Source organism: Nonomuraea fastidiosa, assembly GCF_042751225.1.
Classification (GTDB): Bacteria; Actinomycetota; Actinomycetes; order Streptosporangiales; family Streptosporangiaceae; genus Nonomuraea; species Nonomuraea fastidiosa.
Genome location: NZ_CP170570.1, coordinates 5,782,110 through 5,807,972 on the forward strand (window position 1 = coordinate 5,782,110; position 25,863 = coordinate 5,807,972).

General features: G+C 72.3%; 25 protein-coding genes. 10 read left to right on the forward strand and 15 right to left on the reverse strand.

Annotation, left to right across the window (positions count from 1 at the left end):
* Positions 1-105 precede the first annotated feature (105 nt).
* The 5 genes from ACFMQL_RS26675 to ACFMQL_RS26695 form a co-directional block, all read right to left on the reverse strand.
* On the reverse strand, positions 106-711 hold the full coding sequence (locus tag ACFMQL_RS26675; RefSeq protein WP_364055508.1) for a response regulator transcription factor: 606 nt from the start codon (positions 709-711) through the stop codon (positions 106-108).
* A 213-nt stretch (positions 712-924) separates the two neighbouring features.
* Positions 925-2,037 (reverse strand): sensor histidine kinase, encoded by a 1,113-nt coding sequence (locus ACFMQL_RS26680; RefSeq protein WP_378787576.1) that lies wholly within the window; start codon positions 2,035-2,037, stop codon positions 925-927.
* 10 nt (positions 2,038-2,047) lie between these two features.
* Positions 2,048-2,761: an ABC transporter permease gene (locus tag ACFMQL_RS26685; RefSeq protein ID WP_378787578.1), complete on the reverse strand. Its 714-nt coding sequence runs from the start codon at positions 2,759-2,761 to the stop codon at positions 2,048-2,050.
* A 61-nt stretch (positions 2,762-2,822) separates the two neighbouring features.
* The gene (locus ACFMQL_RS26690) at positions 2,823-3,740 is read right to left on the reverse strand and encodes an ATP-binding cassette domain-containing protein (protein WP_378787579.1); all 918 of its coding nucleotides are present in this window, start codon (positions 3,738-3,740) and stop codon (positions 2,823-2,825) included.
* 45 nt (positions 3,741-3,785) lie between these two features.
* Positions 3,786-4,484, reverse strand: coding sequence for an alpha/beta hydrolase (locus ACFMQL_RS26695; protein WP_364055497.1), 699 nt, complete (start codon positions 4,482-4,484; stop codon positions 3,786-3,788).
* 223 nt (positions 4,485-4,707) lie between these two features.
* On the opposite strand from ACFMQL_RS26695, the gene ACFMQL_RS26700 reads away from it, so the two are divergent.
* Positions 4,708-5,883, forward strand: a complete 1,176-nt coding sequence (locus tag ACFMQL_RS26700) for an aminotransferase class I/II-fold pyridoxal phosphate-dependent enzyme (protein ID WP_364055494.1) — start codon at positions 4,708-4,710, stop codon at positions 5,881-5,883.
* A gap of 29 nt (positions 5,884-5,912) precedes the next feature.
* Positions 5,913-6,845, forward strand: a complete 933-nt coding sequence (locus tag ACFMQL_RS26705; protein ID WP_378787582.1) for a serine/threonine dehydratase — start codon at positions 5,913-5,915, stop codon at positions 6,843-6,845.
* Here the strand turns inward: ACFMQL_RS26705 and panB are convergent.
* On the reverse strand, positions 6,836-7,687 hold the full coding sequence (gene panB, locus ACFMQL_RS26710; RefSeq protein WP_364055488.1) for a 3-methyl-2-oxobutanoate hydroxymethyltransferase: 852 nt from the start codon (positions 7,685-7,687) through the stop codon (positions 6,836-6,838). The genes ACFMQL_RS26705 and panB overlap by 10 nt on opposite strands.
* A gap of 132 nt (positions 7,688-7,819) precedes the next feature.
* Here panB and ACFMQL_RS26715 point away from each other — a divergent pair, with 132 nt between their 5' ends.
* The 3 genes from ACFMQL_RS26715 to ACFMQL_RS26725 all read left to right on the forward strand — a co-directional run bounded on the left by ACFMQL_RS26715 (position 7,820) and on the right by ACFMQL_RS26725 (position 11,669).
* Positions 7,820-9,160: an MFS transporter gene (locus tag ACFMQL_RS26715; protein WP_364055485.1), complete on the forward strand. Its 1,341-nt coding sequence runs from the start codon at positions 7,820-7,822 to the stop codon at positions 9,158-9,160.
* A 211-nt stretch (positions 9,161-9,371) separates the two neighbouring features.
* Entirely contained in the window at positions 9,372-10,934 is a 1,563-nt protein-coding gene (locus ACFMQL_RS26720) for an MFS transporter (protein ID WP_378787584.1), read from the forward strand.
* Positions 10,935-11,063: 129 nt separating this feature from the next.
* Positions 11,064-11,669, forward strand: coding sequence for a TetR/AcrR family transcriptional regulator (locus tag ACFMQL_RS26725; protein ID WP_364055479.1), 606 nt, complete (start codon positions 11,064-11,066; stop codon positions 11,667-11,669).
* A 12-nt stretch (positions 11,670-11,681) separates the two neighbouring features.
* Here ACFMQL_RS26725 and ACFMQL_RS26730 read toward each other — a convergent pair whose 3' ends face one another.
* Together ACFMQL_RS26730 and ACFMQL_RS26735 are read right to left on the reverse strand one after the other, a co-directional pair.
* The gene (locus ACFMQL_RS26730; protein WP_378787586.1) at positions 11,682-12,482 is read right to left on the reverse strand and encodes an ABC transporter permease; all 801 of its coding nucleotides are present in this window, start codon (positions 12,480-12,482) and stop codon (positions 11,682-11,684) included.
* Positions 12,479-12,607 (reverse strand): hypothetical protein, encoded by a 129-nt coding sequence (locus ACFMQL_RS26735; protein WP_364055473.1) that lies wholly within the window; start codon positions 12,605-12,607, stop codon positions 12,479-12,481. Before ACFMQL_RS26735 ends, ACFMQL_RS26730 begins: the two co-directional genes overlap by 4 nt.
* Before the next feature lie 136 nt (positions 12,608-12,743).
* On the opposite strand from ACFMQL_RS26735, the gene ACFMQL_RS26740 reads away from it, so the two are divergent.
* Positions 12,744-12,875 (forward strand): hypothetical protein, encoded by a 132-nt coding sequence (locus tag ACFMQL_RS26740; RefSeq protein WP_364055470.1) that lies wholly within the window; start codon positions 12,744-12,746, stop codon positions 12,873-12,875.
* A gap of 13 nt (positions 12,876-12,888) precedes the next feature.
* Here the strand turns inward: ACFMQL_RS26740 and ACFMQL_RS26745 are convergent, their stop codons facing one another.
* Positions 12,889-14,127 carry a hypothetical protein gene (locus ACFMQL_RS26745; protein WP_364055467.1) on the reverse strand — a complete coding sequence of 413 codons (1,239 nt, stop codon included), beginning with the start codon at positions 14,125-14,127 and terminating at the stop codon, positions 12,889-12,891.
* A gap of 84 nt (positions 14,128-14,211) precedes the next feature.
* Here ACFMQL_RS26745 and ACFMQL_RS26750 point away from each other — a divergent pair, with 84 nt between their 5' ends.
* Together ACFMQL_RS26750 and ACFMQL_RS26755 are read left to right on the forward strand one after the other, a co-directional pair.
* The gene (locus ACFMQL_RS26750) at positions 14,212-14,892 is read left to right on the forward strand and encodes a TetR/AcrR family transcriptional regulator C-terminal domain-containing protein (protein WP_364055464.1); all 681 of its coding nucleotides are present in this window, start codon (positions 14,212-14,214) and stop codon (positions 14,890-14,892) included.
* A gap of 331 nt (positions 14,893-15,223) precedes the next feature.
* A complete protein-coding gene (locus ACFMQL_RS26755; protein ID WP_364055461.1) occupies positions 15,224-15,571 on the forward strand; it encodes a hypothetical protein in 348 nt (115 codons plus the stop codon).
* Positions 15,572-16,003: 432 nt separating this feature from the next.
* Here the strand turns inward: ACFMQL_RS26755 and ACFMQL_RS26760 are convergent, their stop codons facing one another.
* From ACFMQL_RS26760 to ACFMQL_RS26770, 3 genes are all read right to left on the reverse strand, one after another.
* The gene (locus ACFMQL_RS26760) at positions 16,004-17,071 is read right to left on the reverse strand and encodes a DNA alkylation repair protein (protein WP_364055458.1); all 1,068 of its coding nucleotides are present in this window, start codon (positions 17,069-17,071) and stop codon (positions 16,004-16,006) included.
* A 286-nt stretch (positions 17,072-17,357) separates the two neighbouring features.
* On the reverse strand, positions 17,358-19,130 hold the full coding sequence (locus tag ACFMQL_RS26765) for an NAD+ synthase (protein ID WP_364055455.1): 1,773 nt from the start codon (positions 19,128-19,130) through the stop codon (positions 17,358-17,360).
* Between the two features lie 185 nt (positions 19,131-19,315).
* The gene (locus ACFMQL_RS26770; protein WP_378790212.1) at positions 19,316-20,503 is read right to left on the reverse strand and encodes an MDR family MFS transporter; all 1,188 of its coding nucleotides are present in this window, start codon (positions 20,501-20,503) and stop codon (positions 19,316-19,318) included.
* A 65-nt stretch (positions 20,504-20,568) separates the two neighbouring features.
* On the opposite strand from ACFMQL_RS26770, the gene ACFMQL_RS26775 reads away from it, so the two are divergent.
* The gene (locus ACFMQL_RS26775) at positions 20,569-21,528 is read left to right on the forward strand and encodes a DUF5937 family protein (protein ID WP_364055449.1); all 960 of its coding nucleotides are present in this window, start codon (positions 20,569-20,571) and stop codon (positions 21,526-21,528) included.
* Between the two features lie 51 nt (positions 21,529-21,579).
* On the opposite strand, the gene ACFMQL_RS26780 is transcribed toward ACFMQL_RS26775, so the two are convergent.
* Positions 21,580-22,638 carry a terpene synthase family protein gene (locus tag ACFMQL_RS26780; protein WP_378787592.1) on the reverse strand — a complete coding sequence of 353 codons (1,059 nt, stop codon included), beginning with the start codon at positions 22,636-22,638 and terminating at the stop codon, positions 21,580-21,582.
* A 54-nt stretch (positions 22,639-22,692) separates the two neighbouring features.
* Positions 22,693-23,238, reverse strand: a complete 546-nt coding sequence (locus tag ACFMQL_RS26785) for a hypothetical protein (protein WP_364055443.1) — start codon at positions 23,236-23,238, stop codon at positions 22,693-22,695.
* 154 nt (positions 23,239-23,392) lie between these two features.
* Here ACFMQL_RS26785 and ACFMQL_RS26790 point away from each other — a divergent pair, with 154 nt between their 5' ends.
* Complete coding sequence (locus ACFMQL_RS26790) at positions 23,393-24,754, forward strand: glutamine synthetase family protein (protein WP_364055440.1); 1,362 nt, start codon at positions 23,393-23,395, stop codon at positions 24,752-24,754.
* A gap of 270 nt (positions 24,755-25,024) precedes the next feature.
* Here ACFMQL_RS26790 and ACFMQL_RS26795 read toward each other — a convergent pair whose 3' ends face one another.
* Positions 25,025-25,618 (reverse strand): AAA family ATPase, encoded by a 594-nt coding sequence (locus ACFMQL_RS26795; protein ID WP_378787594.1) that lies wholly within the window; start codon positions 25,616-25,618, stop codon positions 25,025-25,027.
* Between the last annotated feature and the right edge of the window lie 245 nt (positions 25,619-25,863).

A 25,863-nucleotide genomic window follows, 5' to 3' on the forward strand; every position in this document is an offset into this window, starting at 1 on the left:
CGAGGTGCCGGGGCCGTCGCGGCAACGAACGGGGGGTACGCCGCGCCGCCAGGAGGCCGGCGCGGCGGTGGAGGCGCGCCAGGCCGCGAGCCCGCGGGTGGGGGGTCACAGCCAGCCGGCGTCCTGGGCGATGCGGATGGCGTCGATCTTGTTGCGGGCGCCGGTCTTGGTGATCGCGCCCGTGAGGTAGTTCCGTACGGTGCCGGCGGACAGGTGCAGGGCGGCGGCGATGTCCTCCGCCGACGCGCCCCTGGCGGCCTCCTTGAGCACGGTGGTCTCCCTCGGCGTGAGGGGGCTTTCGCCGTACTCCATGGCGGCCGAGACCAGCTCGGGATCCAGGACGCGCAGCCCGGCGGCCGTACGCCTGATCGCGTCGGCGAGGCGGTCGCCCGGGGCGTCCTTGACCAGGAACGCCTCGATGCCCGCCGCCAGCGCCCTGCGTACGTTGCCCGGCTGGCCCATGGCCGTGAGCACCAGGATCCGGCAGGACGGCAGCCGCTGCCGCAGCGTGGCGGCGGCGGTGATGCCGTCGATCACCGGCAGGTCGATGTCCACCACCGCGACGTCCGGCCGCACCCGCAGCGCCTCCGGGACGATCTCGTCGCCCCCGGTGACCTCCGAGACCACCTCGATGTCGGACTCCAGCCGCAGCAGCGCGGTGAGCGCGGCGCGGATCATGTGCATGTCCTCGGCCAGCAGCACCCTGATCACGCCTGCCCTCCTTTCCACCACCTCGTCACCTGTCGGTTCACCGCGACCCGCCCGCCGGGACCGGCCGGACGGCGTGCCCGCCTGCCGCGACCCGGCCGTGCGGCCGGCCGATGGGCGGTGGGGCGGTGTGCCCGTCCGCACCGCCCCGGCCGCGCCGACCGCGGGCGGGCGGCCGGGCGGCGGACGTTGCGCCTCGTGCGGGCGCGTGGCGGGTCACGCGCTCACCTCCATCGCCAGGACGAAACCGCCGTCCGTGCGGGTGGCGGTGCAGGTGCCGCCGGCCTGGGCGGCGCGCTCCGCGAGCCCCGTCAGACCGCCGCCCGCCGTGCCGGGTCCGGTCGTGGCAGCGGACCCGGCGGCGGTCTCCGTCGGCACGCCGTCGTTGGCGATCTCCAGGCGGACCCTCGCACCGTGTACGGACGTGGTGATCGTGCAGGTCGTGGCGCGGCTGTGGCGGAGCACGTTCGTGACGCCCTCGCGTACCGCCCACGCCAGCGCCTCCTCCGACTTCGGCGGCGGCGTCGCGTCGGCGAGGTGCACCTGCACGCTCACCCCCGACGATTCCAGCAGCGCCGCCGCACGGTCCACCTCTCCGGACAGCGACATCGCCCGGTAGCCGCGCGCCACCTGGCGGACGTCCTGGGCCGCCTCCCTGGCCACCTGCACCAGCTCGCCGACCTCGGTGCGGGCGGCGGACGGGTCGCGTTCGATGAGGCGGGCGGCCAGGTCGCCCTTGAGCGCGATGGCGGTGAGGCTGCGGCCCAGCCCGTCGTGCAGGTCGCGGGAGATCCGCAGCCGCTCCTTGAGCACGGCGGCGTCCGCCAGCTCGGCCCTGGCCTGCTGCAGCTCGGCGGTCACCCGGGTGAGCCGGACCAGCGCGTACGTCATGGCCCCCGTGGTCGGCACGGTCATGACGTAGAACGCGGTGACGACGAAGAGCCCGGCGCCGGCCCAGAGCACGCTGCCCTCGTACAGCATCATGACGACGATCAGCGCGCAGCCCCACGGCAGCGGCAGGAACACCAGCAGCGTCCCGGCCAGCAGCGGCGCCGTCACCGCCGACCAGCCGGCGGGCAGCAGCACGTCGGGCAGATAGGTGATCACGGCCTGCAGCACCAGCGGCAGCGGGTGGAGGGGCGGGCACTCGCCGCGCAGCCCGGCCCGCATGTTCACGTAGTGCGCCGCGATCACGGCGAGCATGCAGGCGGCGGCCGACAGGCCGTACCCCACGCCCCATGGGAAGTAGGTGAGCGAGATCGCCGAGTAGGCGCAGGCGACGGCGGTGATGAGCCAGCTCGCCAACCGTTGGGCGGCGGAGTGAAGCACGCCGAAGACCTTACGACCTGCGCGGTTCCCAGCGGAACCAGAGCCGCAGCGCGACCAGCCCGAGCGCCGTCCAGGCGGCGATGCCGAGCAGCGGCACGATCAGCTCGCCGGTCCTGATGGCGTGCACGGCGGCGCTGGTCGGCAGCAGGTCCAAAGCCGCCTGCAGCCGGCCGGGCAGCGGGATCGGCCCCATCCCGCCCGTCGCGGCCGTACAGATCATGAAGACCGGCATGGTGTAGACGGAGGCCAGCTCGGCGCGGGGGACGAGCGCCGTGAACGCCGCTCCGAGCAGCGCCATCGCGGCGGACCCGGCGAGCGTCGCGACGATGAACGCCACCGGGTGGGCAGGCAGCGGGATGCCGGCGGTGAGCCGCACGGCCACCGTGCACAGCAGGACGATGACGATGGACTGCGTGGCCGCGCCGGCGATCTGGCCCGTCAGGATCTGCCCGTCGGTCAGCTCGCTCGCCCGCAGCCGCTTGAGCACGAGCCGGTCGCGGCGCGCGGTCAGCGTCACGGTGACGCTCATGAACGCGGTGATCGACAGGACCAGCGCGAGCAGGCCCTGGAAGACGTGGACGGCGTTGTCCGCAGGCGTCACCTGCCGGAGCAGGGTGGGGATGCCGATGGTCAGGCCGACCGGCGTGATCACCGACGCGAACAGGTTGACACGGTCGCTCCAGAACAGGCGGGTGCCGAGGCGGTAGGTGGCGGCCAGGCTCATCGCGACTCCTCCATGGCGGCGGTCGTGCTCATCGCGGTTCCTTCGTTGGCGGGGGCCGTGCTCATCGCGGCTGCTCCGTGCTCTCCGTGGCGGCGGTGGTGAGCGTCGCGCTCTCCATGAACAGGTCTTCCAGGGTGGCGGGGCGTACCTCCAGGCCCTCAAGGCGCAGCCCGCGCGCCGCGGCCCAGGTCAGCAGGGTCTGCGCGGCCAGGTCGGGGTCCTCGGCGCGGCAGACGGCCCGCCCGTGCTCGACCGTGACGGGCAGCGGAAGATCGCCGGGCGGTATGTGCGCGGGCATACGGAACGAGACCTTGCCGGCGTGCGCCGCCAGCGTCTCGGCCATGTCGCCGCCCGCCACGACGCGGCCGGCGTCCATGATGGCCAGCCTGGACGCCAGGCGCTGCGCCTCGTCGAGGTAGTGGGTGGTCAGCAGGATCGTGGTGCCCTGCCTGGCCAGGTCGCGGACGACGGCCCAGGTGGCGGCGCGCGCCTCGGGGTCCATACCGGCGGTGGGCTCGTCGAGGAAGAGCAGGTCGGGGCGGCCGAGCAGGGCGAGCGCCAGGTCGAGCCTGCGCTTCTCGCCGCCGGAGAGCTGGCGGACGCGGGTGCCGGCCTTGGCGGTCAGGCCCGCCAGCTCCAGCGCCTCGTCCCGGGGGCGGGGCGCGGAGGTGAAGCCGCGCCAGGTGTCGATGGTCTGGGCGACGGTCAGGTCAGGGAAGAACCCGGCCTCCTGCAGCATCACGCCGGTGCGCCCGCGTACGGCCGCGCGGTCGGCCCAGGGATCGAGGCCGAGCACGCGTACGGTGCCCGCGTCGGCCCGCTGGAAGCCGGCCAGCACCTCCACCGTGGTGGTCTTGCCCGCGCCGTTCCTGCCGAGGAGCGCGAAGATCTCCCCCTCCGCCACCTCGAACGAGATGCCCTTCACCGCCTCGAATCCCTGATGGCTCTTGCGCAGCCCGCGTACGTCGATCGCTGTCATGCGCTCCACTGTCGCGAAGCGCGGCCGCGGACGGCAGTGAAGAATTCACGACTTCCTGGACAAGCCGAGCAGCGCGCCGGCGACGCCCTCGGGGTCGATGAGCTGGTGCAGGTGGAGGCCGGGCAGCCGGGTCACGGGCCAGCCGCGCTGGGCCGCGCGCTCGGCGGCGTCCGCGTAGCCGGGGCTGAACCACAGGCACGAGCACCTGACCTCGTCCCACCCGGCGGGGACGGGGACGGGCTGGGTGTAGTAGTCGAGCGGCAGGCGGGGCTGCTCGCCGGCCACGCGGACGCGCACGGCCGGGTCGGGCAGCATGGCCACGACGTCCTCCTCGTCCCACCAGTCGGTCCAGCGCGGCAGCACGCCGTCGGGGCCGGCCAGGTCGCGCAGGAACGGCAGGAACTCCTCCTCGGCCGTCGTGATCAGCCCGTCGGCGGGCGGCACGTGCGCGTCGGCGAACACGCAGGCCACGACCCGGTCGCCGAGCCCTTCCTTGATCACGGGGAGGAAGAACCCGGCGTTGCTGTGCGCGACCAGCACGACCGGCCCTTCGGGCGCGCTCGCCGCCAGCTCGGCGCGTACGGCCTCGACCACGCGCGGCCAATAGGGGGCGCCGCCCGCGCTGATTCCGGTCAGGTCGGGCACCACGGCCGCGTGCCCGCGCCGCTCCAATGCCTCGGCCACGGGCGCCCACGTCGAGGGGCCGACGGAGGGGCTGTGCACGAGTGCGAACGTCGTCTGCATGCCCTCCACCCTCGCAGACCGCGGGAGCCCGCGCCGCCGCCGCGTCGGCGGAGGCCCAGCGCAGGCCGGGTGTTCACCGCTCGCGAAAGAGACGGCGGGCCCAGCGTGTTCCACATCTCGGTACCCGGGTCTGCCATGTGGACGGCCGACAAGGGATCCTGCTGGTATGAACGATTTCCGCCCCGAGGCGCAGTCCCACGCACTATCCGGCGCTACATCCGAGATGTCGTCCGAAACGCGGCCGGAGACCAGGACCGTGCACGTGCCGCACGTCCCCATCGAGGGCAGCCGCCCCATCGCCGTGCCGATCTACCAGACCTCGGGGTTCTCCTTCGACGACCCGGCCGTGATGGCCGAGTCGATGGGCCACCCCGACAAGTCGTTCGTCTACGGGCGCTACAGCAACCCCACCGTGCGCTCGCTCGAGCAGGCCGTGGCCGGCCTGGAGGGCGGCGCGGCCGCCGTGGCCACCGGCTCCGGCATGGGCGCCATCAACACCGTGCTGCTCGGCCTGCTCAAGCCCGGCGATCACCTGGTGGCCCAGAACTCGCTGTACGGCGGCACCGCCGCCATGCTCAACGAGCTGATCGACAGGTTCGGCATCGAGGTCACGTACGTGGCGGAGAACGACCCCGCCGCGCTGCGCGCCGCCGTACGGCCGCAGACCAGGCTCGTCTACCTGGAGACCATCAGCAACCCCATGACGCTGGTGGCCGACCTGCCCGGCATGTGCGCGGTGGCCCGCGAGCTGGGCATCCTGTCGGTGGTGGACAACACGTTCGCCTCGCCGCTGCTGTGCCGGCCGATCGAGCACGGGGCCGACATCGTGGTCCACTCCTCGACCAAGTACCTGGGCGGCCACAGCGACATCGTGGGCGGCATCGCGGTCTTCGCCGACGCCGCCCTGTACGAGCGGGTCTGGCACTTCGCGATCGAGCTGGGCGCCTCGCCCGACCCGTTCGCCGCCTGGCTCACGCTGCGCGGCATGCAGACGCTGGCGCTGCGCATGGAACGCCACTGCTCCAACGCCCTTCACCTGGCGACCAGGCTTCAGGAGCACCCGGCGGTCACCGCCGTGCACTATCCGGGGCTGGCCTCGCACCCCTCGCATGAGCTGGCGGGCAAGCTGCTGTCCGGGTGCGGTGGCGTGTTCTCGTTCGACCTGGCCGGCGGGCGGGAGGCGGGGGAGCGGTTCATGAGCTCCGTACGCCTGGCGCTGCTCGCCCCCTCGCTGGGCGGCGTGGAGACGCTGGTCCTGCACCCGGCGACCACCTCGCACCGTGCGCTCAGCGCCGAGGAGCTGCGCCGCTGCGGCATCGGCGAGGGCACGGTCCGCGTCGCCGTCGGCATCGAGCACCCCGAGGATCTGTGGGCGGATCTCGCGCGAGCGCTGGCATAGCCTGGATCGCGACGATCTGAGGGGGAGACGTGACCACAGTCACCTATGACGATGTGACGGCGGCGGCCGCCCGGATCTCCGGGCATGTCCTGCGCACACCCGTGATCGAGGTCGCGCCGCGGCTCTGGCTGAAGCTGGAGCAGCTGCAGCACAGCGGGTCCTTCAAGGTGCGCGGGGCCTTCAACCGCATCATGTCCGCGGGTGACCTGCCCGCTGCCGGGGTGATCGCGGCCAGCGGCGGCAACCACGGGCTCGCGGTGGCGTTCGCCGCGCGGGCGCTCGGCGTGCGGGCGGAGATCTTCGTCCCTACGGTGACCAGCCCGGTGAAGGTGGCCGGGCTGGAGCGGCTGGGCGCGCGCATCACGCAGACGGGCGCCATCTACGCCGAGGCGGCCGAGGCCGCGGCCAAGCGGGCCGCCGAGACCGGCGCGCTGTCCGTGCACGCCTACGACCAGCCCGAGGTGGTGGCCGGGCAGGGCACGGCCGGGCTCGAGCTGATCGAGCAGACGGGCGGCGTCGACACCGTGCTGGTGGCCGTGGGCGGCGGCGGCTTCGCGGCCGGCGTCACGCTGGGCACGTCGGTGTCAGGGCCGCGCATCGTGGCCGTCGAGCCCGAGCGCATCCCCACGCTCAACGCGGCGCTGCGGGCGGGCGAGCGGGTGCAGGTGGAGGTCGGCGGCATGGCGGCCGACGCGCTGGGGGCCAGCATGATCGGCGGGCTCGCGTTCGAGATCCTGTCCGGCCCCCGGGTGGAGAGCGTGCTGGTGAGCGACGAGGCGATCGTCGCGGCCCGGCGTACGCTCTGGGAGCGCCACCGGGTGGCGGCCGAGCACGCCGGTGCGGCCGCCTACGCGGCGCTGCTGTCGGGCGCGTACCGGCCCGAGCCGGGCGAGCGCGTGGCGGTGGTGGTGTGCGGAGCCAACACCGACCCCGCCACGCTCGTCTCCGGGAGTCAGCCGTAGGTGTGCTCGGGCGCCGGGAAGGCGCCCGAGACCACGTCGTCGGCGAACGCCCGCACCGCCCGGTCCAGCTCGGCCCCGAGGTCGGCGTACCGCTTGACGAACTTGGCCGGGCGCGGCGTCAGCCCCATGAGGTCCTGCCAGACCAGCACCTGCGCGTCCGTCGCCGCCCCCGCGCCGATCCCGATCGTGGGGATCGCCAGCGAGGTCGTCACCCGCTGCGCGAGGTCGGCGGGCACGCATTCGAGCACCACCGCGAACGCCCCGGCCCGCTCCAGGTCCTTGGCGTCCGCCATCAGCTCGGCACCCGCCTGGCCGCGCCCCTGGACGCGGTAGCCGCCCATCACGTTGACCGACTGCGGGGTCAGCCCGAGGTGCGCCATCACCGGCACACCGGCCGAGACCAGCGTCTCGACCTGCGGCAGCACCCGGCGGCCGCCCTCCAGCTTGACCGCGTGCGCCCCCGCCTCCTTCATGAACCTGGCCGCCGACTCCAGCGCCTGCTGCGGCGAGCCCTGGTACGAGCCGAACGGCAGGTCGGCCACCACGAGCGCCCGCGACGAGCCGCGTACCACGGCCGCCGTGAGTGGCAGCAGGTCGCCGACGGTGACCGGCAGCGTGGAGTCGTAGCCGTAGACGACCATCGCCGCCGAGTCGCCCACCAGCAGGACGGGGATGCCGGCGGCGTCGAACACCTTGGCCGTCATGGCGTCGTAGGCGGTGACCATGGGCCACCGCTCTCCGCGCTCCTTGGCGGCGGCGAGGTCGCGGACGGTGACGCGGCGTCCGGACGCGCCGCCGTACAGCGTCGTTGAAGAGGTGGATGGGGTGGTTGAAGAGGACATGTGACAACCCTCCAGAAACGTCTCGAGGCGCCCTGGTGCGTCCCCGGACTCTCTTGATGATGGCACGCGGAAAACCGGTGGCGAAAACGTCGGAGGGCTTTGCCACAATCGGTGCGGAGGTAACGAACGTACATGGCTCTCGACCCTTACCGAAGACTGCTGAAGATCCCCGGCGTGCCCACGCTGCTCCTGGTGGGGCTGCTCGCGCGGGTGCCGACCACGGCCACCGCGATGACGCTGACGCTCCACGTCGCCAACACACTCGACCTCGGGTACGGCAAGGCCGGGGTGATCACCGCGGTCAACACGATCGGCATGGCGGTCGGGTCCCCGCTGTCGGGCAGGTTCGTCGATCGTCACGGGCTGCGTCCCGTGCTCATCGTCACCACCCTGGCCCAGGCGGCTTTCTGGTCGTGCGCGTGGGCGCTGCCGTTCCCCGCGCTGGTCGTCGCGGCGGGGCTGGCGGGGCTGCTCGCCATGCCGGTGTTCAGCGTGACCCGGCAGTGCCTGGCCGCGATGGTGCCGGTCGAGCAGCGGCGCAGCGGTTTCGCGCTCGACTCCGTACTTGTCGAGCTGTCCTACATGGTGGGTCCCGCGCTGGCCGTCGCGGGCCTGACCACGGCGGGCAGCACGGCGACCATGCTGGCCATCGGCGCCGGCATGACGATCGCGGGGCTGGGGATGATCCTGCTCAACCCGCCCATCAGGTCCGAGGAGGAGGACAACGAGCAGGGCGTGAAGGTGCCGCGGCGGCAGTGGCTCACACCCGGGTTCGCGGCGCTGCTCGGCACGATCGCCGCCGCCACGTTCGTGCTCACCGCGACCGAGCTGTCCCTGGTCGCCACCATGAACGAGGCGGGCCAGACCGAGTGGGTGGGCCTCGCGGTCGCCATCTGGAGCTGCTACTCGCTCGTCGGCGGCCTCATCTACGGCGGCCTGTCGCGGGGCTTCTCGCCGCTGCTGCTGATCGGCGGCATGGGGGCGCTGACCATCCCCGTCGGCCTGGTCGGCGGCGGCTGGCACTGGCTGGTGCTGGCGCTGCTGCCGTCCGGCATCCTGTGCGCGCCGTCGCTGTCGTCCACGGTCGACGCGATCAGCCGGTGGGTGCCGAGCGCGGCCAGGGGCGAGGCGATGGGCCTGCACGGCACGGCGCTGCTGATCGGCGGCGCCGTCTCCGCGCCCATCGCGGGCTCCGTCATCGACGGTACGGGGCCGTCCTGGGCCTTCGCGGTGGCCGGGCTGACCGGTGTGGCCATGGTGCTGGTCGCGCTGCCGTTCTGGCGCCGCCGACCGGCCGAGCGCTCCTGGACGCCCGCCGCGGAGCCGCCGGTGGATGCCGCCATGAATGCGCCCGTCGAGAAGGCGGCGGCCGTTCCCGCGGCCGGGGAGGCCGGCGCGGCTCCTGCCGCTGGGAAGACGGGTGCGGCTCCTGCCGCCGGGAAGGCCGGCGCGGCGGAGTCCGATCCGATGTGAGCCGTCTCACGCTCGTCGCCGCGGCCGGGGTTCGCGCGAACCCCGGCCGCGCCCTTTTGTGGCGCTGACCTGCGGCTTCACCGCATCGTTCGGCGTGCTGAGCGCCTCCGTTCACCGCGGAGTTACGAAACGAGACCGTTGCGTATCGGAATACCAAGCGATACGGTCGCGTTGCGAAACTTGGTCGTATCGAAATTAAGGAACTGTGCCAATGGATCCGATGACGGGACATCCGCGCCGATGGGGCATCCTCGGTGTCCTGGTGTTCAGCCTGCTGGCGGTCGTGCTGGACAACACCATCTTGAACGTCGCGATGAAGACCATCGCCGACGAGACCGCCGGCCTCGGCGCCACCCAGAGCGAGCTGGAGTGGGCCATCAATTCCTACACGCTGGTGTTCGCCGGGTTGCTGTTCACCTTCGGCGTGATCGGCGACAGGACGGGCCGCAAGCGCATGCTGATCATCGGCATGGTGCTGTTCGGCCTGTCCTCGCTGGCCAGCGCCTACGCCCAGGACCCGACCCAGCTGATCCTGGCCAGGGCGGCGATGGGCATCGGCGGCGCGGCCATCATGCCGGCCACCTTGGCGATCATCTCCAACGTGTTCCCGCCGGGTGAGCGAGGAAGGGCGATCGGCGTGTGGGCGGCCGGCGTGGGCCTCGCCGTCGCGATCGGTCCCATAACCGGCGGCCTGCTCATCGAGCACTTCTGGTGGGGGTCGGTCTTCCTCATCAACGTGCCGATCGTGATCGTCGCCACCATCCTCATCACGACCCTCGTGCCGGAGTCGCGCGACCCCAAGCCGTCCAAGCTCGACCCCGTCGGCGTGGTGCTGTCGATCATCGGGCTCGTGGCCGTCGTGTACGGCATCATCCGCGGCGGCGAGCTGGCCACGTTCGCCGGCGCCGAGGTGCTCGTCCCGACCCTGTTCGGGCTGGCGGTGCTGGGCGTCTTCGTGTGGTGGGAGCGGCGCATCGACCACCCGGTCTTCGATGTGCGCAGCTTCGCCGACATCCGCTTCAGCTCGGCCATCGGCATGATGGGCATCGTCTTCTTCGCGATGATGGGCGGGATGTTCTTCTTGACGTTCTACCTGCAGATCGTGCTGGGCTACACGCCGGTGCAGGCGGGCGCGCTGATGATCCCGTTCGCGGCGGCGCAGCTCATCTTCGCCCCGCTCAGCCAGCGGGTGACGCAGCGTCTGGGAGCCAAGCTGTCGGCCACCCTGAGCATGATCCTGATCACGTTCGCGCTCGGTAGCTACGCCCTGATGGACCAGAACACCCCGATCGTGCTGATCGAGATCGTCTTCTTCGTGCAGGGCGCCGCGATGGCCAACATCATGCCGCCGGCCACCACCGCCATCATGGAGTCGCTGCCCAGGGAGAAGGCCGGCGTCGGCTCGGCCATGAGCAACACCGTCCGCCAGGTCGCCGGCGCGCTCGGCGTGGCCGTGCTCGGCTCGGTGCTGTCGTCCAGCTACCGCGGCGAGATCGCGCCCGCGCTCGCCGGGCTGCCCGCCGGTGCCCAGCACGCCGCGGGCGAGTCCATCATGGCCACGATGGGCGTGGCCCAGGAGCTGGGCGCTCGCGGACAGGCGCTCATCCAGCCGGCGTTCACCGCCTTCATCGACGGCATGCACGTCACCGCGCTGGTCTCGGCCGCGATCACTCTGGCCGGCATCTTCGCGGTGGCCCGGTGGATGCCGGGGAAGCAACGCAACGCCAAGCACGCTGAAAAGAGGGAGCCGGTGCTGTCGTCGTCGAGAGGGTGACGGCCATGCCGGTGGGCACATACCGTTCATCACGGGAGCGCACGGGAGGAGGCGTCCGCGCCGCCTCCGAGCCCCTGTGGCGGCATGGTGCGGATGCCGTCCGCGCCGGAGATGTATGGTGAGGCCGCGATGTCGAACCAGCAGACAGTGACCGCCCGCCCCGCGGGCCGTCCGCGCAGTGAGAAGGCCGAGAAGGCGATCATCGAGGCGACCCTTGACCTGATCGCCGAGGGCATGGGCGTATCCGAGCTGAGCATCGAGGCGATCGCGGCGCGGGCGGGGGTCGGCAAGACCACCATCTACCGGCGCTGGGCCAACAAGGAAGAGCTGGTCGCCGACGCGCTGTCCACGCTCAAGCGGCCCGTGCCGCCGCTGCCCGGCTCGTCCGTACGCGACGATCTCATCGCGCTGGTCGACAGCATGAGCAGCGACGCCGACACCCGCAACCGCCGCGTCATGAACATCGCGATGAGCGAGGCCGACCGCTACCCGCGCCTGATGGAGCGCTTCGTCAAACGCGCCATCGAGCCGCGCAGGAAGGCCGTGCTCGGCGTCATCGAGCGCGGCATCGCCACCGGCGAGCTCAGAAGCGACCTCGACCCGCACCTGGCGCTCGCCATGATCCAGGGCACGATGATGTACCTGAACAAGTGGGGGCCGGGCCTCGGCCTCGGCCTCGACCCCGACGTGGGGGCGCGCGTCGTCGACGCGATCCTCGACGGCCTGGCCCCCTGACCGTCCCGGCGTTCAGGCCGGCGAACGGCCGGCCGTCCTGCGGCGGAACAACAGCGCAGCCGCCGGCACGCCCAGCGCCACCGCGCCCGCCAGCCACGCCGCCGCCACCGTGCCCGACGCCCCCACGGGCATGTCCAGGAGCAGCCCTCGCAGGGCCGCGACGATCGGCGTGTACGGCTGCGCGGCGGCGAAGTCCCGCAGCACGCCCGGCATCGTTTCGGCGGGCACGACACCGTCCGACACGTACGGCAGGAACAACACCACGAAGCTGAACGCGCCCGCCGCCTGCGTCGACCTGACCAGCAGCCCCCACACGGCCGCCAGCGCCGACACCGCCAGCACGTGACCCGTCACCAGGGCCAGCGTCAGTGCCCAGCCGGCGAGCGAGGCGTCCGGGCGGAACCCGAGCAGCAGCGCCACGGCCAGCGCGATGGCCGATGCGCCCACGTTGCGGATCACCGAGGCCACCACGTGCCCCGCGGGCACCACCCAGCCGCCGATCGGCAGGGTGCGGAAGCGGTCGATCATGCCGGCCGTCATGTCCTCGCACATCGCCACGGCGGTGAGCGCGGCCCCGTAACCGCCGGACATGACCAGCACGGCGGGCACCACGAAGTCGATGTAGGCGAGGCCGCTCGATCCGGTGGTGATCGCGCCGCCGAACACGTACACGAAGAGAACCATGATCATCACGGGCATGGCCGTGCTGATGATGAGGCCGTCGAGCACGCGCAGTTCGCGGCGCAGGTCGCGGAGCACCAGGCGGCGCAGGTCTCCGGCGGCGCTGATCCCGGGTGCGATGAGCGCTTTCATGCCGCCGCCGTCAGCTCGATGAAGACGTCGTCCAGAGTGGGGGTGCGCAGCCGTACGCGCTCGACCGCGACGCCGGCCCGGTGCAGCGCGTCCAGGGCGCGGCGCAGGTGGTCGGGGTCCTGCAAGGCCAGCGTCAGCTCGCCTTCCGCCGCGTCCGGGTTCCCCGGCTTTGACCAGGCCGGTGTCGAGGGCGCGGCCGACTACGGCGAGCTGCTCGCCGAGCTGCTCGACCCCGATGCGTACCCGGCGCTGTCGGCCGCGATGCGCAGCGGTGTCATGCGCGGCGCCACCGGGTGGATCGACGACGCCGACTTCACCTTCGGCCTCGACCTGCTGCTCGACGGCGTGGAGCAGCTCATCGCCCGGCGGTCGGCGCAGGGCGACTCCGGCTGATGTCCGTTGCGGGTCAGGTGAGGTCGGCGGGGATCAGCCGTTCGGTGATCAGCCGCCGCACGCGCTCAGACCCGGTGCCCCGCTGATGCGCAGTGGCCCGCTCAGGCGCGGTGACCCGCTCAGGCGCGGTGACCCGCTCAGGACCGGTGGGCTGGTCAGGCGCGGTGACCCGCTCAGGCTCGGTGACCCAGCGGCGCACCAGCTCCCATCCGTGGAAATACCCGAAGATGTACGGACTCATCGGCGACGGCCGGAGGATGCCCAGCGCGGCCGCGGCCTCCTCCTCGCCGGCGAGCGCCCAGCGCCGCAGGTAGCCGGTCAGCTCCGCCTCGCCGCGCCCCTCGTCCGCCATCAGCGCGACGTTCCCCCAGACGCCCCACAGCACGTTCTTCGCGTGGTGCACGGCCGCCAGATCGGCGTCGATCGGCTCCAGCCCCACCTTGGGCAGGATGTTCGCGTTCAGCCAGTCGCGGGCCTCGTTCCCCGGGAAGATCACCTCCTCGGCCACCAGCCCGAGACCCTCGCTGAGCGCGAACGACGGCGACAGCATGAACCGCACCTTCTCGCCCTTCAGCATCGACTCGGCGATGTGCCCGGGATGACCCTCGTGGGCGACGAGATACAGCAGGTCGGCCAGGTTGAATGGAATGTCGTTGTTGATGTGGATCGTCGACTTGTGCCCGCCCTCGTATGAGCCCGCGCCGTGGTACGTCACGCCCTGCACCAGCCGGCACTCGACCACCTCGTCATCCGGCAGCGGCACGATACGGGCGTTCGTCCGCGCCCGCGTCTCGGCCACCGCCGGCTCTGCGAACTCGGGCAGCCGCTCGATCGGGTCCAGCGTGTACGCCGCCGGCCAGGCCCGCCACCGCTCCTCCAGTGAACCCCGTGTCTTCGGCAGCGCCCGGTCCAGCTCGTCGTGCGCCTGCTCGAACACCTCCTCGGGCACCCACCGGACCTCCATGCCGAGGCACTCGCTCGCGTACTCGGCCAGCGGACGCCGCTCACCGTCCAGGTGACCCGCGGCCGCGCGCATCGCCCGTACCTGGGCGGCCGCGTAGGCGTCCGGTGCCCGCTCCAGCAGCCGCTCCGCCTCCTCCTTCAGCGCGCCCGCCGTCGCGGGCGGCTCGTTCGCGACCTGCTCGCTCCACTCGGCAGGGCCGTCGTAGATGAGCGCGGTGCCCGTCGCGCCGCCGGTCATGAGCCGATTGAGCCGCAGGGCCAGCAGGGCATGCTCGCGATCCCAGTCCATGACGTCACTTCCCTTCCGTCTGAACCTCAGCGGGCGGCTTAAGCTACCTGTACGGATTTCCGTACAGTGCACGGAAGGAGGGAGATGCCGGAGTCCATCTGGTTCCGCGAGGACGCCCGCCCGCGCCGCCCTCGCCTGTCCCGCGAGCGCATCGTCACCGCCGCCGTCGGGCTGCTCGACGCCGAGGGCGTGACCGGGTTCTCCATGCGCGCCCTCGCCGCCCGCCTGCAGGCCGGCACGATGTCCCTTTACGAGTACGTACGGAGCAAGGAAGACGTCCTCGACCTCGCACTCGACGAGGTCTTCAGCGAGATCGGCGAACCCTCGGCGGACGGCACGTGGCGCGAGATCCTGACCGGGCACCTCACCCGCAGCAGGGCCGTCATGCGCCGCCACCCGTGGATGCCCGCCCTCATCGCCACCCGCCCCCTGCTCGGCCCGAACGCGCTCGCCGGTTCCCGCGCCGTCTACGGCGCGCTCGCCCGCGAGGGCCTGCGCCCGCCCGAGCTCACCGCCGCGATCGGCACGCTCTCCTCCTACCTGTACGGCTTCGTCGCCTCCGAGAACACCTGGTGGGCCACCGTCCGCACGCCCGCCGCCGACGCCGAACTCCGCGCCCGCGTGACCGATCACCTGCTCGCGCACGAGGCAGAGCTCGGCCACCAGGCCAGGGTGGACGACGCCGACTTCGACACCCACTTCCTGCTCGGCCTCAACCTGATCCTCGACGGCATCGCAGCCCGCCTCCCCGAAGACACCCCCTGAGCGCCCCCTTCGTCGTCGCAGGCGTCTCGTGGCCGGCCTGCACGAGCGCCTCGCGGCCGGGTAGCACAAGCGCTTCGTGGCCGGCCTGCACGAGCGCCTCGCGGCCGGGTAGCACAAGCGCTTCGTGGCCGGCCTGCACGAGCGCCTCGCGACCGCGCCGCACAAGCACTTCGCGCCCCGGCCGCGCGACCGTCTCGTGGCCGGGCTGCACGAGCGCTTCGTGGCCGGCCTGCCTAAGCGCCCTGTCCGGGCCACCCGGACTTCAGGCCGGGCTTGACCGAGCGCCCGGTGCCCGCGCGGATGATCGCCTGCGCGTTAGGCTGGCGGAATCATGTGCACCTACGCGTTTGTCGACTACAAGGTCCACTACGTGTGCGTGCCGTGCCGCCGCAGCTTCAAGCAGCCCAGGCGACGGCAGGAACCACGCTGTCCCCGCTGCGCGCGCCCGATGCGCTACGCCGGGCACGACTTCGCCGCGCCTCGCCGTGGCGACGAGCGCCGGTGGCGCGCCGTCGAAGCGGTGCTGGAGGCGGGCCTGCGCTACGACGGCTTCGAGCCCTGCGGATGCGGACGGCAGCCCAAGCCCCGGCCGCGGACGAGCGCCCAGGTCCGCGCCCGCCGCCGCCTCGCCGCCCGCACCGGCCTCCCCGAAGCCGACGCCTTGTCCCTGCAGCTGTAGCCCTGGCCCGCTCGAAACCGGCGTCCTGCCCATGCGCCCGTGACCCGGGCCGCTCGATGCTGTCTTGTCCACGCGCCGGTCATCCAGGCCACCCGCCGCCGACGGCCTCTTCCTGCGCTTGTGACTCCGGCCTGCCTGAAGCCGAAGCCTTACCCCTGCGTCTGCGCCCCGCCCGCTTACGCGCGCGGGCAGCGCCCATTGGCCTGGGTGACGACTGGCGGCTTGCGTCCGAACCCGAGCTGCGCGGGCCGTTGTCGCCTGCGCCGGTGTCGCCGGGACCGGCGTCGCGCGTGCCGGTGCTGCCCGGGTGGGTGCGCGTCCGGCTATTTCCTGAGGGCCGTCGTCTCGCCTGCCGGTCATCGGGAGGCGGGGGAGCGGGGAGCATGGCGGTCATCGGGAGGCGGGGAGCGGGGAGCTTGGCGGGACCTCTGGTCACGAGGTGAGGGTGAAGGGGACGGTGGCGGCTACGCGGCCATTGACGATGACGTCGAGCTCCCTGGCTCCCGGTGGCTCGTCGCGGGTGGTGACCGGGCGGAACGAGTGGCTCTTGCGTACGGTGAACCGCGCCCCCGCGTCGGCGGCCTCGCGCTGTCCGAGGTGGAACACCCGGCGCGAACCCGTGCGCCTGATCGCGTACTTCAGCACCACCGGCCCCGCCGCGCCCGCCGTCACCGTGACCGCGAAGGCCAGTTTGCCGCCCACCGCCACCGTGTCGCTCTCCAGCGCCACGTCCTCCACAGAGCCGCTGCCCGGGGTCGCGCCCACCAGGGCCAGGGCCTCGGGGTGGCCGGCGCGCAGCAGGCCGCGTACGGCATGACGCAGCACCCGCTCCACGTGGGAGCCGCCGTCGGCACGCCACCGCCCGAGCAGGCGCAGCGCCACCTCGGGATGGTCTTCGGCCAGGTCGTTGACGTGGTTGGCGACCGAGCGGCGGACGTATTCGCTCGGGTCGTCGCGCAGCCGGTCGAGCAGGGGCAGAGCGGGGCCTGGCGTCATCAGCCAGGACACCCGGGTCGCCCACGGCAGCCTGGGACGCGAGCCCTCGGAGGCCAGGCGGCGCAGGTGCTCGTCGGGTGACTCCGCCCACCCGTACATGATCTTGAGGGCGTCTTCGCGGTGACGCTCGAGCAGGGGGCGTACGGCGAACTCGCCCGTCGCGTACGGCGTGAGCACGGCCAGTGTCCGCATCGCGTCGCCGAGGTGGTCGAGGCCGTGGACGGCGGTGTGCTCGGTGACGGGCCAGCCGCTCCACATGTCGAGCCGCACCCGCGTGGCCGCCTCGCGGACGACCTCGGCGGCGTGCGGGTAGGGGAGCGGCAGCGCCTCGCCGAGCGCGGCGGCGACGTGGGAGACCCGGGCCTTCAGCTCCAGCCCGTCGAGCCCGTGGACCGCCCGCGCGACGAACCGGTCGCGCGGGAACGGCGCCCAGGCCGCGGCCAGACCGTCGGCCGGCACCGACACCGACCCGAGGTTGATCATTTCCTTGAGAGGTTGAGCCACGGGAAGACCCTGCCAGGCGCCACCGACAATTCCGCCCTCAGGAGGCCCACATTCCGGGTCCGCTAGGAGGTCCTCCCGCGCTCTGGGTTCCCCAGGCGGCTCTCTCACGCTCGGGGTTCCCCAGGCGGCTCTCTCACGCTCTGGGTTCCCCAGGCGGCTCTCCCGCGCTCTAGGTTCCCCTACGCGTTCCGGGTGAGGGTGCCGGGCGCCGGATTCCGTGGTGAAGCGACCCGTACGCGAAAAAGCCCCGGCTCAACGAAAGCCGGGGCCTTGCACGCGAACGGAGTCAGGTGGTCTCGCGCCAGCGGTTGGTGATCGGGAGGCGGCGGTCGCGCCCGAAGTTCTTCGGCGTGATCTTGGGGCCGGGCGGGTACTGCCGCCGCTTGTACTCCGCCAGGTCCACCAGCCGGATCACCCGCGCCACCAGGTCGGGGTCGTGCCCGGCCGCGATGAGCTCCTGCGAGCCCATGTCCTTCTCCACGTAGTCGTCGAGCAGCCGGTCGAGCACCTCGTACGGCGGCAGCGAGTCGGTGTCGCGCTGGTCGGGACGCAGCTCGGCGCTCGGCTCCTTGGTGATGGAGTTCTCGGGGATGGGCCGCTCGGCGTCGAGCAGGAAGCCGGGGAGCGTGTTGGCGTTGCGCCACTTGGCCAGCTCCCACACCATCGTCTTCGGGACGTCCTTGATGGGCGCGAAGCCGCCGGCCGAGTCGCCGTAGAGTGTGGAGTAGCCGGTGGCCAGCTCGCTCTTGTTGCCGGTGGTGAGCACCAGGTGGCCGTGCTGGTTGGACAGCCCCATGAGCAGCATGCCCCGCACCCGCGCCTGAAGGTTCTCGGCGGCCAGGCCGGACAGCTCGATCTCCTTCTCGTACGCGTTGACGATCTCGGCGATCGGCACCACCCGGGAGTGGACGCCCTGCCTGCGGACCAGCTCCTGCGCGTCGGTCAGCGAGTGGTCGGAGGAGTAGCGGGAGGGCATGAGGACGACGTGGACCCGCGAGGGGCCGATGGCGTCGGAGGCGATGGTGGCGGTCAGCGCGGAGTCGATGCCGCCGGACAGGCCGAGTATGACGGAGTCGAAGCCGTTCTTGGCCACGTAGTCGCGGACCGCGAGCACCAGCGCCGCGTAGACCTCGGCGTGCGTGTCGAGGCGCGGCGCGATCGTGGCCTGCTGCGCCGGGTAGGGGGCGACGGGCTCGTCCGACAGCACCAGGCGCTCGACCGTGATGGTGGAGCCGTCGCCCGCGTCGTACGGGTACGTCCCGGGCTCGGCGTCGGACACCGGCAGGTCGTCGAGGTCGACGATCAGCAGCTCCTCCTGGAACTGCCCGGCCCGCGCCACCAGCTCGCCGGAGGCGTCGACCACGATGGAGTCGCCGTCGAAGACCAGCTCGTCCTGCCCGCCGACCTGGTTGACGTAGACGAGCGCGCAGCCGGCCTCGCGGGCGCGCCGCGCGCACAGCTCCAGCCGTACGTCGTCCTTCTCCTTCTCGTACGGCGAGGCGTTCGGCGAGATGAGCAGCCCGGCGCCCGCCTGGCCCACGACGGCCACGGGGCCGCCCTCCTGCCAGAGGTCCTCGCACACCGCGATGGCCACGTCGACGCCGTGCAGCCGGAAGATGGGCAGCCGGTCGCCGCGCACGAAGTAGCGGTATTCGTCGAACACGCCGTAGTTGGGCAGGTGGTGCTTGGCGGTCCTGGTGACCACCTCGCCCCTGTGCAGCAGCGCGGCGGCGTCGAGCGGGGCGCCCTTGGGCTGCCCGACCCTGGGGGCGAGGTTGGCGCGGTCGACGTAGCCGACCACGACCGGCAGCTCGCCGAGGCCCTCGTCGGCGAGCCTGCGCGCCACCTCGTCAAGCGTCCTGATGCTGGCCTCCACGAAGGACGTGCGCAGCACCAGGTCCTCCACCGGATAGCCGGTGAGGAACATCTCGGTGAAGACGACGAGATGGGCCCCGCGTCCGGCGGCCTCGCGAGTCCACGAGATGAGCCGGTCGGCGTTGGCGCTCAGGTCGCCCACGGTCGGATTGGTCTGTGCCAGGGCAATGCGCAGTTGTGCCACGCGACCAGCCTAGTACGCCCCGATTTTTATCGTCCAAGAGACGAAAAGTGTGCTTTATCTCCTTTTGAAAGACCGGATCGGCGGCGGCAGGGGATCGGGTCGGCGGCGGGGGAGGACCCGGTCAGCGGTGAGGGGGAGACTGGATCGGCGGCGGTGGCCGGGTCGGCGGTGACGGGGAGGCCGGGTCAGCGGCGGCGGATGGCGGGACCGAGGAGGAGCATGCCGGCCGCCGCGATCGCGCCGACGCCGCCGATCGTGAACCACAGCGTCGCGGAGCCCCTCTCGAGCAGCACGCCGCCGAACGTCGGCGCCAGCACCGCCGCCAGCGACCAGGAGAACCCGAACAGCCCGGAGTAGCGCCCGCGCAGCTCTGGCGGTGCCAGCCTGGCGACGATCGAGCCGGGGATGCCGGCGGTGATGATCTCGCCCGCCGTCCACACCGCGATCGTCAGCACCAGCCCCCACATGGTGGTGACGAACGCGGTCATCGCGAACCCGGCCGCCATCACCGCCAGTCCCAGCGCGAACGTGCGCGCAGGGTCGTGCCGCCCCAGCCACCCCGACACCAGCGGCTGGACGACCACGATGAGCACGCCGTTCAGTGCCATGGCCAGGCCGTACTCGCCGGGCGTCAGCTTGACCACCTCGGTCATCGCCACCGGCAGCATGGAGAGCGTCTGGGAGTAGACCAGCGCATTGCCCAGGGCGACCAGCGTGAACCCGACCATGACCCGGTCGCGCAGCACCACGCCGAACCCGCCGCTCGACTCGCGGCCCTGCGGCCGGGTCTCCGGCACCGCCCGCCACACCAGCGCGGCGAAGACCAGGCAGGACACCGCGTCGATCCAGAACAGCCACAGGAAGCCGAGCTGCGCCAGCCAGCCCCCGGCCGTCACGCCGACCGAGTAGCCGAGGTTGATGCCCCAGAACAGCAGCCCGTACGCCCGCGGCCGCTCCTCGGGCGAGACCAGGTCGGCGACCAGGGCGTTGGAGGCCGGCCGGTAGATGTCCGTGACCATGCCGAGGAAGAACATCGACACCAGGATCGCGGGCAGCGAGGTGCTGTAGCCCAGCGCCAGCATGAACGCGGCCGTGGCCACCATGCCGCCCGCGAGCGTGGCCCGGCGCCCGACGCGGTCGGTGAGCACACCCGCCAGGAACTGCGACAGCAGCGACCCGGCGCCGAACAGGCCCATCACCAGGCCCGCGGCGGCGACCGGAAGGCCGCGGCTCTGGGTCAGGAAGACGCCGGTGAAGGGCATGACCATGGTGCCCAGGCGGTTCACCAGCGTGCCGCCCCACAACGCCCAGAAGGGGCGGGGCAGCCCGCCGATCTGCGCCTTGATGAAGGAGGGATTCTCGACAGTAGGCATCGACACGCCCGATAGCGTGATATGTCGGAATTCGCGGCGCGAACGTTTTAGGCAAGACTGAAAGCATGCCCATCACCTGGCGCTTCACATCGGATGACGTCGCCCGCATCCGCTTCGCGTTCTCCCCGATGTGGGAGCTGGTGGCCAGCCTGCGCACGCTGCGGGCGCCCGCCAGGCAGTCGGTCCACCTGCCCTGGCTCAAGGCCGTACGCCCCCGGCTGGCCGGGCTCGACCTCACCGAGCTGTTCGCGCTCGTGCCGCCGACCGGCTACCTCGCCGACTTCCTCACCCCGCCGCCCGACACGCCGATGCCGGACTTCGCCGATGAGCTCGGCCGGGTCAGGCGCAGCGACCCCGGACGGGTCACGGAGGAGGCGGCCCGGCTGCGGGCCGGCGCGCCCGAGGTGATCGACCGGTTCATGGCCGACCCCGAGGCCGGCATCGCGCGGGTGGCCGACACGCTGGAGGCGTACTGGGAGCGGTGCTTCGCCGAGTTCTGGCCCCGCGTGTACGGCCTGCTCGAACGCGACGTGCTGCGCCGCTCGCGCCGCCTCGCCCAGGGCGGGGCCCGCGAGCTGTTCGCCGGGCTCGCCCCCGCCGTGCGGTGGACAGGGGAGCGGCTGATCGTCGACCGCCCCTGTGACATCGAACGGCTCCACGGCGACGGGCTCGTGCTCGTGCCCAGCGCCTTCCACTGGCCGGCCGTGGCCGTGATGTCGGCTCCGTACCAGTCGATGCTCGTCTACCCCGTGGAGGGCGTCGGCACGCTGTGGGAGCAGGGCCCGCCGCCCGCGCCCGACGCGCTCGCCGCGCTGATCGGCAAGAGCCGGGCGCGCATCCTGCTCGCGCTCGCCGAGCCCGCCACCACCTCCGCGCTGGCCGCCCGCATGGACCTCACGCCCGGCGCGGTCAGCCAGCACCTGAGCGTGCTCAGCCGCGGCGGGCTGGCCGTGGGGATGCGGATCGGCAAGCAGGTCGTCTACCGCCGCACCCTCGCGGGCGACATGCTGGCCGGCACCCGCTGACCGCCCCGACGATCAGGGCCGACGATCAGGGCCGGTGATCAGGGCCGGTGATCAGGCGTACCGCTTCGACTCCAGCAACCAGTCGAGGTGGGCGCGCGGCGCCGCCAGATACGCGCACGCCACTTTGCTCACGTCCCGTGCCACCGCGGGCGCGAGGTCGTCGAGCGGCAGCCGCCGCGCGGCCTCGCGCATGTCCTCGCAGCGCCTGGCGATCCTGTCGAGCACCCAGGCCGTCGCCTCCCGCTCGCCCAGCCCGAGCTGCCGCATCGCGAGCACCACGAAGTTGTGCACGTCGCCGCGCTCCTTGGGTCGCGACGCGACGTCGTTGCACCACGCCGTGACGTCGCTGCAGGCGTCCACCAGCAGCCGCCACGGCTCCGACCGCTGCACCCAGACCGGCACCTCGACCCGCAGGCACGGCTCGACCAGGTCGTACAGGTACGGGCCCACGGTGCCCCTGCGCAGCGCCGGATACTCCTCGATCGTCGGCATCCGCCCCGCCGCCCGGTTGTCGGCCTCGGTGCGGCAGGCGTCGTACTGGCGCTGCAGTCCCACCGCGAACCTGGCCCGCCAGCTGTCGCTCATCCGCGCGCTCGTCACCCGCCACAGATCGGCGAAGGCCGCTTCGAGCGGATGGCGGGCGGCGCCCTTGAGCAGGCCGTGGAAGACGTCCAGCGGGCCCGACCGCTCGTCCAGCTCGTCGTCCAGGTGGAACAGCCACGTCAGCCACTGCGCGAACAGCGCCGCGGCCGCGGCGTCGAACTCGGAGAACACCCGGCCCGCCACCCGGTGGTAGCCGACGCCGGGATCGGCGGGCAGGCCCGTACGCCTGGCCCAGTCGATGACGGCCGCCTCGATCGCGTACACGGCCGGGTGCATCCGGCACGGCGCGGCCATCGCGGGCACCCGCTCGGTCAGCGGCAGCAGCGCCGTCGCGGGCGCGTGGCCCCTGCGCGGCAGCGGCAGCAGCGACGACAGCGCCGAGCGCAGCGCGGTGCGCACCGTGGACAGCACGGTGCCGGACGTGGACGGGCTTGCGGCTTGGCCCGATGGCGCGTCGGCGGGCGCGGGCTCCCCACTGTTCGAAGGACTGTTGACTGTGCTCTTCATGGGCTTTTCACCGTGTTCTCTACGTGCTTCTCACAGCGCTCTTCACAGTGCTCTTTACAGAGGGCCGAAAAGCCAGTTGCCGACGGCGTTGGGGTCGTCGCTGCGGTAGTAGTCGGCGAAGGCCGCGACCAGCTCGTCCGTGGTGAGCGCGCCCCTCGCGGACCTGTCGAGCCGGTCGAAGGCCTGGTCCACGTCGTCGTAGGCGACGCCGTACGCCGACAGCAGCGTCCTGAACTCGCCCATGCCGATCTCGCCGTCCCGGTCGCCGTCGCACAGCTCGGCCACCGCCACCGTGGCCGGCCGGAACACCGGGTCGTAGTGCTCGCCGGTGACGAACGCCGCGGTCATCCCCTTGAGGAAGTCGGGGCGCGCGATGCCGGAGTCGCCGTCGCGTTCGAGCGCGTACGAGAGCGTGAACCAGATGCGGTCGAAGCCGTCGACGAGGCGCGCCCCGGTGACCGAGGTGGGGGACTCCCCGAAGCCCACCAGGATGCGGGCGCCCAGCCCCAGCAGGTCCTCACGCTCGACGACGCCGTTGCCGTTCGCGTCGATGTGGTCGAACGCCCGATCGAGCTTGTGATTGAGCAGGTCGATGGCCACCAATGCCTCCCCCGAGACTGACTGCGTTGATCACAGTAGGTCGGGGGAGGCCCTTTGTCAGCGAGGCTCGCACCGGCGACCCTCGTAACGTGTGCGAAACACGGACACGGCATGCTGGTAAGTGACCTGTAGTTTCGTCGATCGAGGGGATGCTGTGGACCGCCAGCAGGAGTTCGTGCTCCGCACGCTCGAGGAACGCGACATCCGGTTCATCCGGCTGTGGTTCACTGACGTGCTCGGCTTCCTCAAGTCCGTGGCGATCGCGCCCGCCGAGCTCGAAGGCGCCTTCGCCGAGGGCATCGGGTTCGACGGCTCGGCGATCGAGGGCTTCGCCCGCGTCTACGAGTCCGACATGCTGGCCAAGCCCGACCCGGCGACGTTCCAGATCCTGCCCTGGCGCAGCGAGGCGCCCGGCGCGGCCCGCATCTTCTGCGACATCCTCATGCCCGACGGCTCGCCGTCCCATGCCGACCCGCGCTGGGTGCTCAAGCGCACGCTCGCCAAGGCCGCCGACATGGGGTTCACCTTCTACACCCACCCCGAGATCGAGTTCTTCCTGCTCAAGAGGAAGCCGGAGCCGGGCGAGCGGCCCGAGCCCATCGACTCGGGCAGCTACTTCGACCACACGCCGCACAGCGCGGGCCACGACTTCCGCCGCCAGGCGATCATGATGCTGGAGTCGATGGGCATCTCCGTCGAGTTCAGCCACCACGAGGGCGCGCCCGGCCAGCAGGAGATCGACCTGCGCTACGCCGACGCGCTCACCACGGCCGACAACATCATGACCTTCCGCCTGGTCATGAAGGAGGTCGCGCTGGAGCAGGGCATCTGGGCCTCGTTCATGCCCAAGCCGTTCACCGAGCACCCCGGCTCCGGCATGCACACCCACATGTCGCTGTTCGAGGGCGACAGAAACGCCTTCTACGAGGCCGGCGCCGACTACCAGCTGTCCAAGGTGGGCCGCTCGTTCATCGCGGGCCTGCTCAGGCACGCCGCCGAGATCACCGCCATCACCAACCAGTGGGTCAACTCCTACAAGCGGCTGTGGGGCGGCGCGGAGGCCATCGCCGGGCAGGGCGGCGAGGCGCCCTCCTACATCTGCTGGGGCCACAACAACCGCTCGGCCCTGGTCCGGGTGCCGATGTACAAGCCGCACAAGACCGGCTCGACCCGCATCGAGTTCCGCTCGCTCGACTCCGCCTGCAACCCGTACCTCGCCTTCGCGCTCATCCTGGCCGCCGGGCTCAAGGGCATCGAGCAGGGCTACGAGCTGCCCGCCGCCGCCGAGGACAACGTCTGGACCCTCACCAGCGCCGAGCGCCGCGCCCTGGGCATCCAGCCGCTGCCCGGGTCGCTCCACGACGCCATCGAGGTCATGGAGCGCAGCGAGCTGGTGGCCGAGACGCTGGGCGAGCACGTCTTCGACTTCTTCCTGCGCAACAAGCGCACGGAGTGGCGCGAATACCGCCGCACCGTGACCGAGTTCGAGCTGGGCCGCTACCTGCCGATCCTCTGACCCGAGCCCGCAGCCGGCCCCCGGCCCGCAGGCGCGCTGCGGGCCGGGGCGGGGCGCCGCACGACCGGGGGCTTGCAGCGCTGGGGTGCCGCTGCCGTCTGGAGGCGCCTGCGGTGCTGGGGTGACCGCTACCCCGGTGGGGGCCCGTGGTCCTGGGGTGCCGCTGCCGTCCGGCGGAGCCTGCGGTGCTGTGGCGCCGCCGCCGTCCGGCGAGTCTCGCCACCTGCGGGTTCTCGCCGTTTCTCCGGCCCCGCCGGCTGCGCGTGGGCGTCACCCGCTGATGTGGTGGGCGGGGGTGTCGAAGACGATGGCCTCCAGCAGGTCGGCCTGGGCGCGGTCCACGACGTGCGCGCCCGCGGCCGGAGCGGGGTCGCCGCCCTTGACGCGGGTCAGCAGGCTCCGCACCCGGCGCTGGTGGCGGGCGAACGTCCGCGGCGAGACCACCCGGCCCCGCGCGCGCTGCCCGGCCAGCGCCTCCTCGGGCGGCGCGTCCAGCAGCAGCAGGTGGAAGTCCGCGCCGTGCCTGCGGGCCAGCCAGGCGAAGCCGCGCAGCACGTACGGCGCGCAGCCCCGGTTGTGCGCCACCACCGACGAACCCTGAGCGAGCGCCCGCCGGATGCGGTTCACATGGGTGACGAACACCACGGCCCGCCGCAGCGGGTACGGCGCCCAGGTGAGCCTGCCGTCCCAGCGCCGCCGCGACTGCGACGAGTCGATCACCACGACCGCGCCGGCCGTCACGGGTGCGCTCTCGTCGCCGTGCAGGCCGTACAGGCGGCGCAGCAGCGTGCTCTTGCCCGCGCCCGGCAGCCCCGTCAGGATGACCAGGGACCCCGGCGGGTACCGCAGCCTCGCCCCCTCCACGCTCCCCACCCCCGCCGATCACGCCTTTTCCGATCTTGTACGCCGCGCCAGGATAGGCCGTGCGCACCTCCAGCCTCTGCGACACCGGCGAAATCCGCGCACTCCCGGCTCCGGCGGGCCGCCCGGTACGGGGGTCAGGACGGGTGCTGACCAGGGGCGATCGGGCCTGCCTGCGCATGCTTTGACGGGCTCCTCACCGGATTCGGCGGAATCGTTCGCGGCATGCGGGAAACCCCGTTAAGGTA

Excerpts from the sequence above, each read along its gene's own strand:
- ACFMQL_RS26715 (WP_364055485.1), top strand. The coding sequence starts at position 7,820 with ATGGCTCTCGACCCTTACCGAAGACTGCTGAAGATCCCCGGCGTGCCC.
- ACFMQL_RS26750 (WP_364055464.1), top strand. The coding sequence starts at position 14,212 with ATGCCGGAGTCCATCTGGTTCCGCGAGGACGCCCGCCCGCGCCGCCCT.
- ACFMQL_RS26690 (WP_378787579.1), bottom strand. The coding sequence starts at position 3,740 with ATGACAGCGATCGACGTACGCGGGCTGCGCAAGAGCCATCAGGGATTC.
- ACFMQL_RS26720 (WP_378787584.1), top strand. The coding sequence starts at position 9,372 with ATGGATCCGATGACGGGACATCCGCGCCGATGGGGCATCCTCGGTGTC.
- ACFMQL_RS26700 (WP_364055494.1), top strand. The coding sequence starts at position 4,708 with ATGTCGTCCGAAACGCGGCCGGAGACCAGGACCGTGCACGTGCCGCAC.
- ACFMQL_RS26770 (WP_378790212.1), bottom strand. The coding sequence starts at position 20,503 with ATGCCTACTGTCGAGAATCCCTCCTTCATCAAGGCGCAGATCGGCGGG.
- ACFMQL_RS26780 (WP_378787592.1), bottom strand. The coding sequence starts at position 22,638 with ATGAAGAGCACAGTCAACAGTCCTTCGAACAGTGGGGAGCCCGCGCCC.
- ACFMQL_RS26685 (WP_378787578.1), bottom strand. The coding sequence starts at position 2,761 with ATGAGCCTGGCCGCCACCTACCGCCTCGGCACCCGCCTGTTCTGGAGC.
- ACFMQL_RS26775 (WP_364055449.1), top strand. The coding sequence starts at position 20,569 with ATGCCCATCACCTGGCGCTTCACATCGGATGACGTCGCCCGCATCCGC.
- ACFMQL_RS26740 (WP_364055470.1), top strand. The coding sequence starts at position 12,744 with ATGCGCAGCGGTGTCATGCGCGGCGCCACCGGGTGGATCGACGACGCC.
- ACFMQL_RS26725 (WP_364055479.1), top strand. The coding sequence starts at position 11,064 with ATGTCGAACCAGCAGACAGTGACCGCCCGCCCCGCGGGCCGTCCGCGC.
- ACFMQL_RS26695 (WP_364055497.1), bottom strand. The coding sequence starts at position 4,484 with ATGCAGACGACGTTCGCACTCGTGCACAGCCCCTCCGTCGGCCCCTCG.
- panB (WP_364055488.1), bottom strand. The coding sequence starts at position 7,687 with ATGTCCTCTTCAACCACCCCATCCACCTCTTCAACGACGCTGTACGGC.
- ACFMQL_RS26730 (WP_378787586.1), bottom strand. The coding sequence starts at position 12,482 with ATGAAAGCGCTCATCGCACCCGGGATCAGCGCCGCCGGAGACCTGCGC.
- ACFMQL_RS26745 (WP_364055467.1), bottom strand. The coding sequence starts at position 14,127 with ATGGACTGGGATCGCGAGCATGCCCTGCTGGCCCTGCGGCTCAATCGG.
- ACFMQL_RS26755 (WP_364055461.1), top strand. The coding sequence starts at position 15,224 with ATGTGCACCTACGCGTTTGTCGACTACAAGGTCCACTACGTGTGCGTG.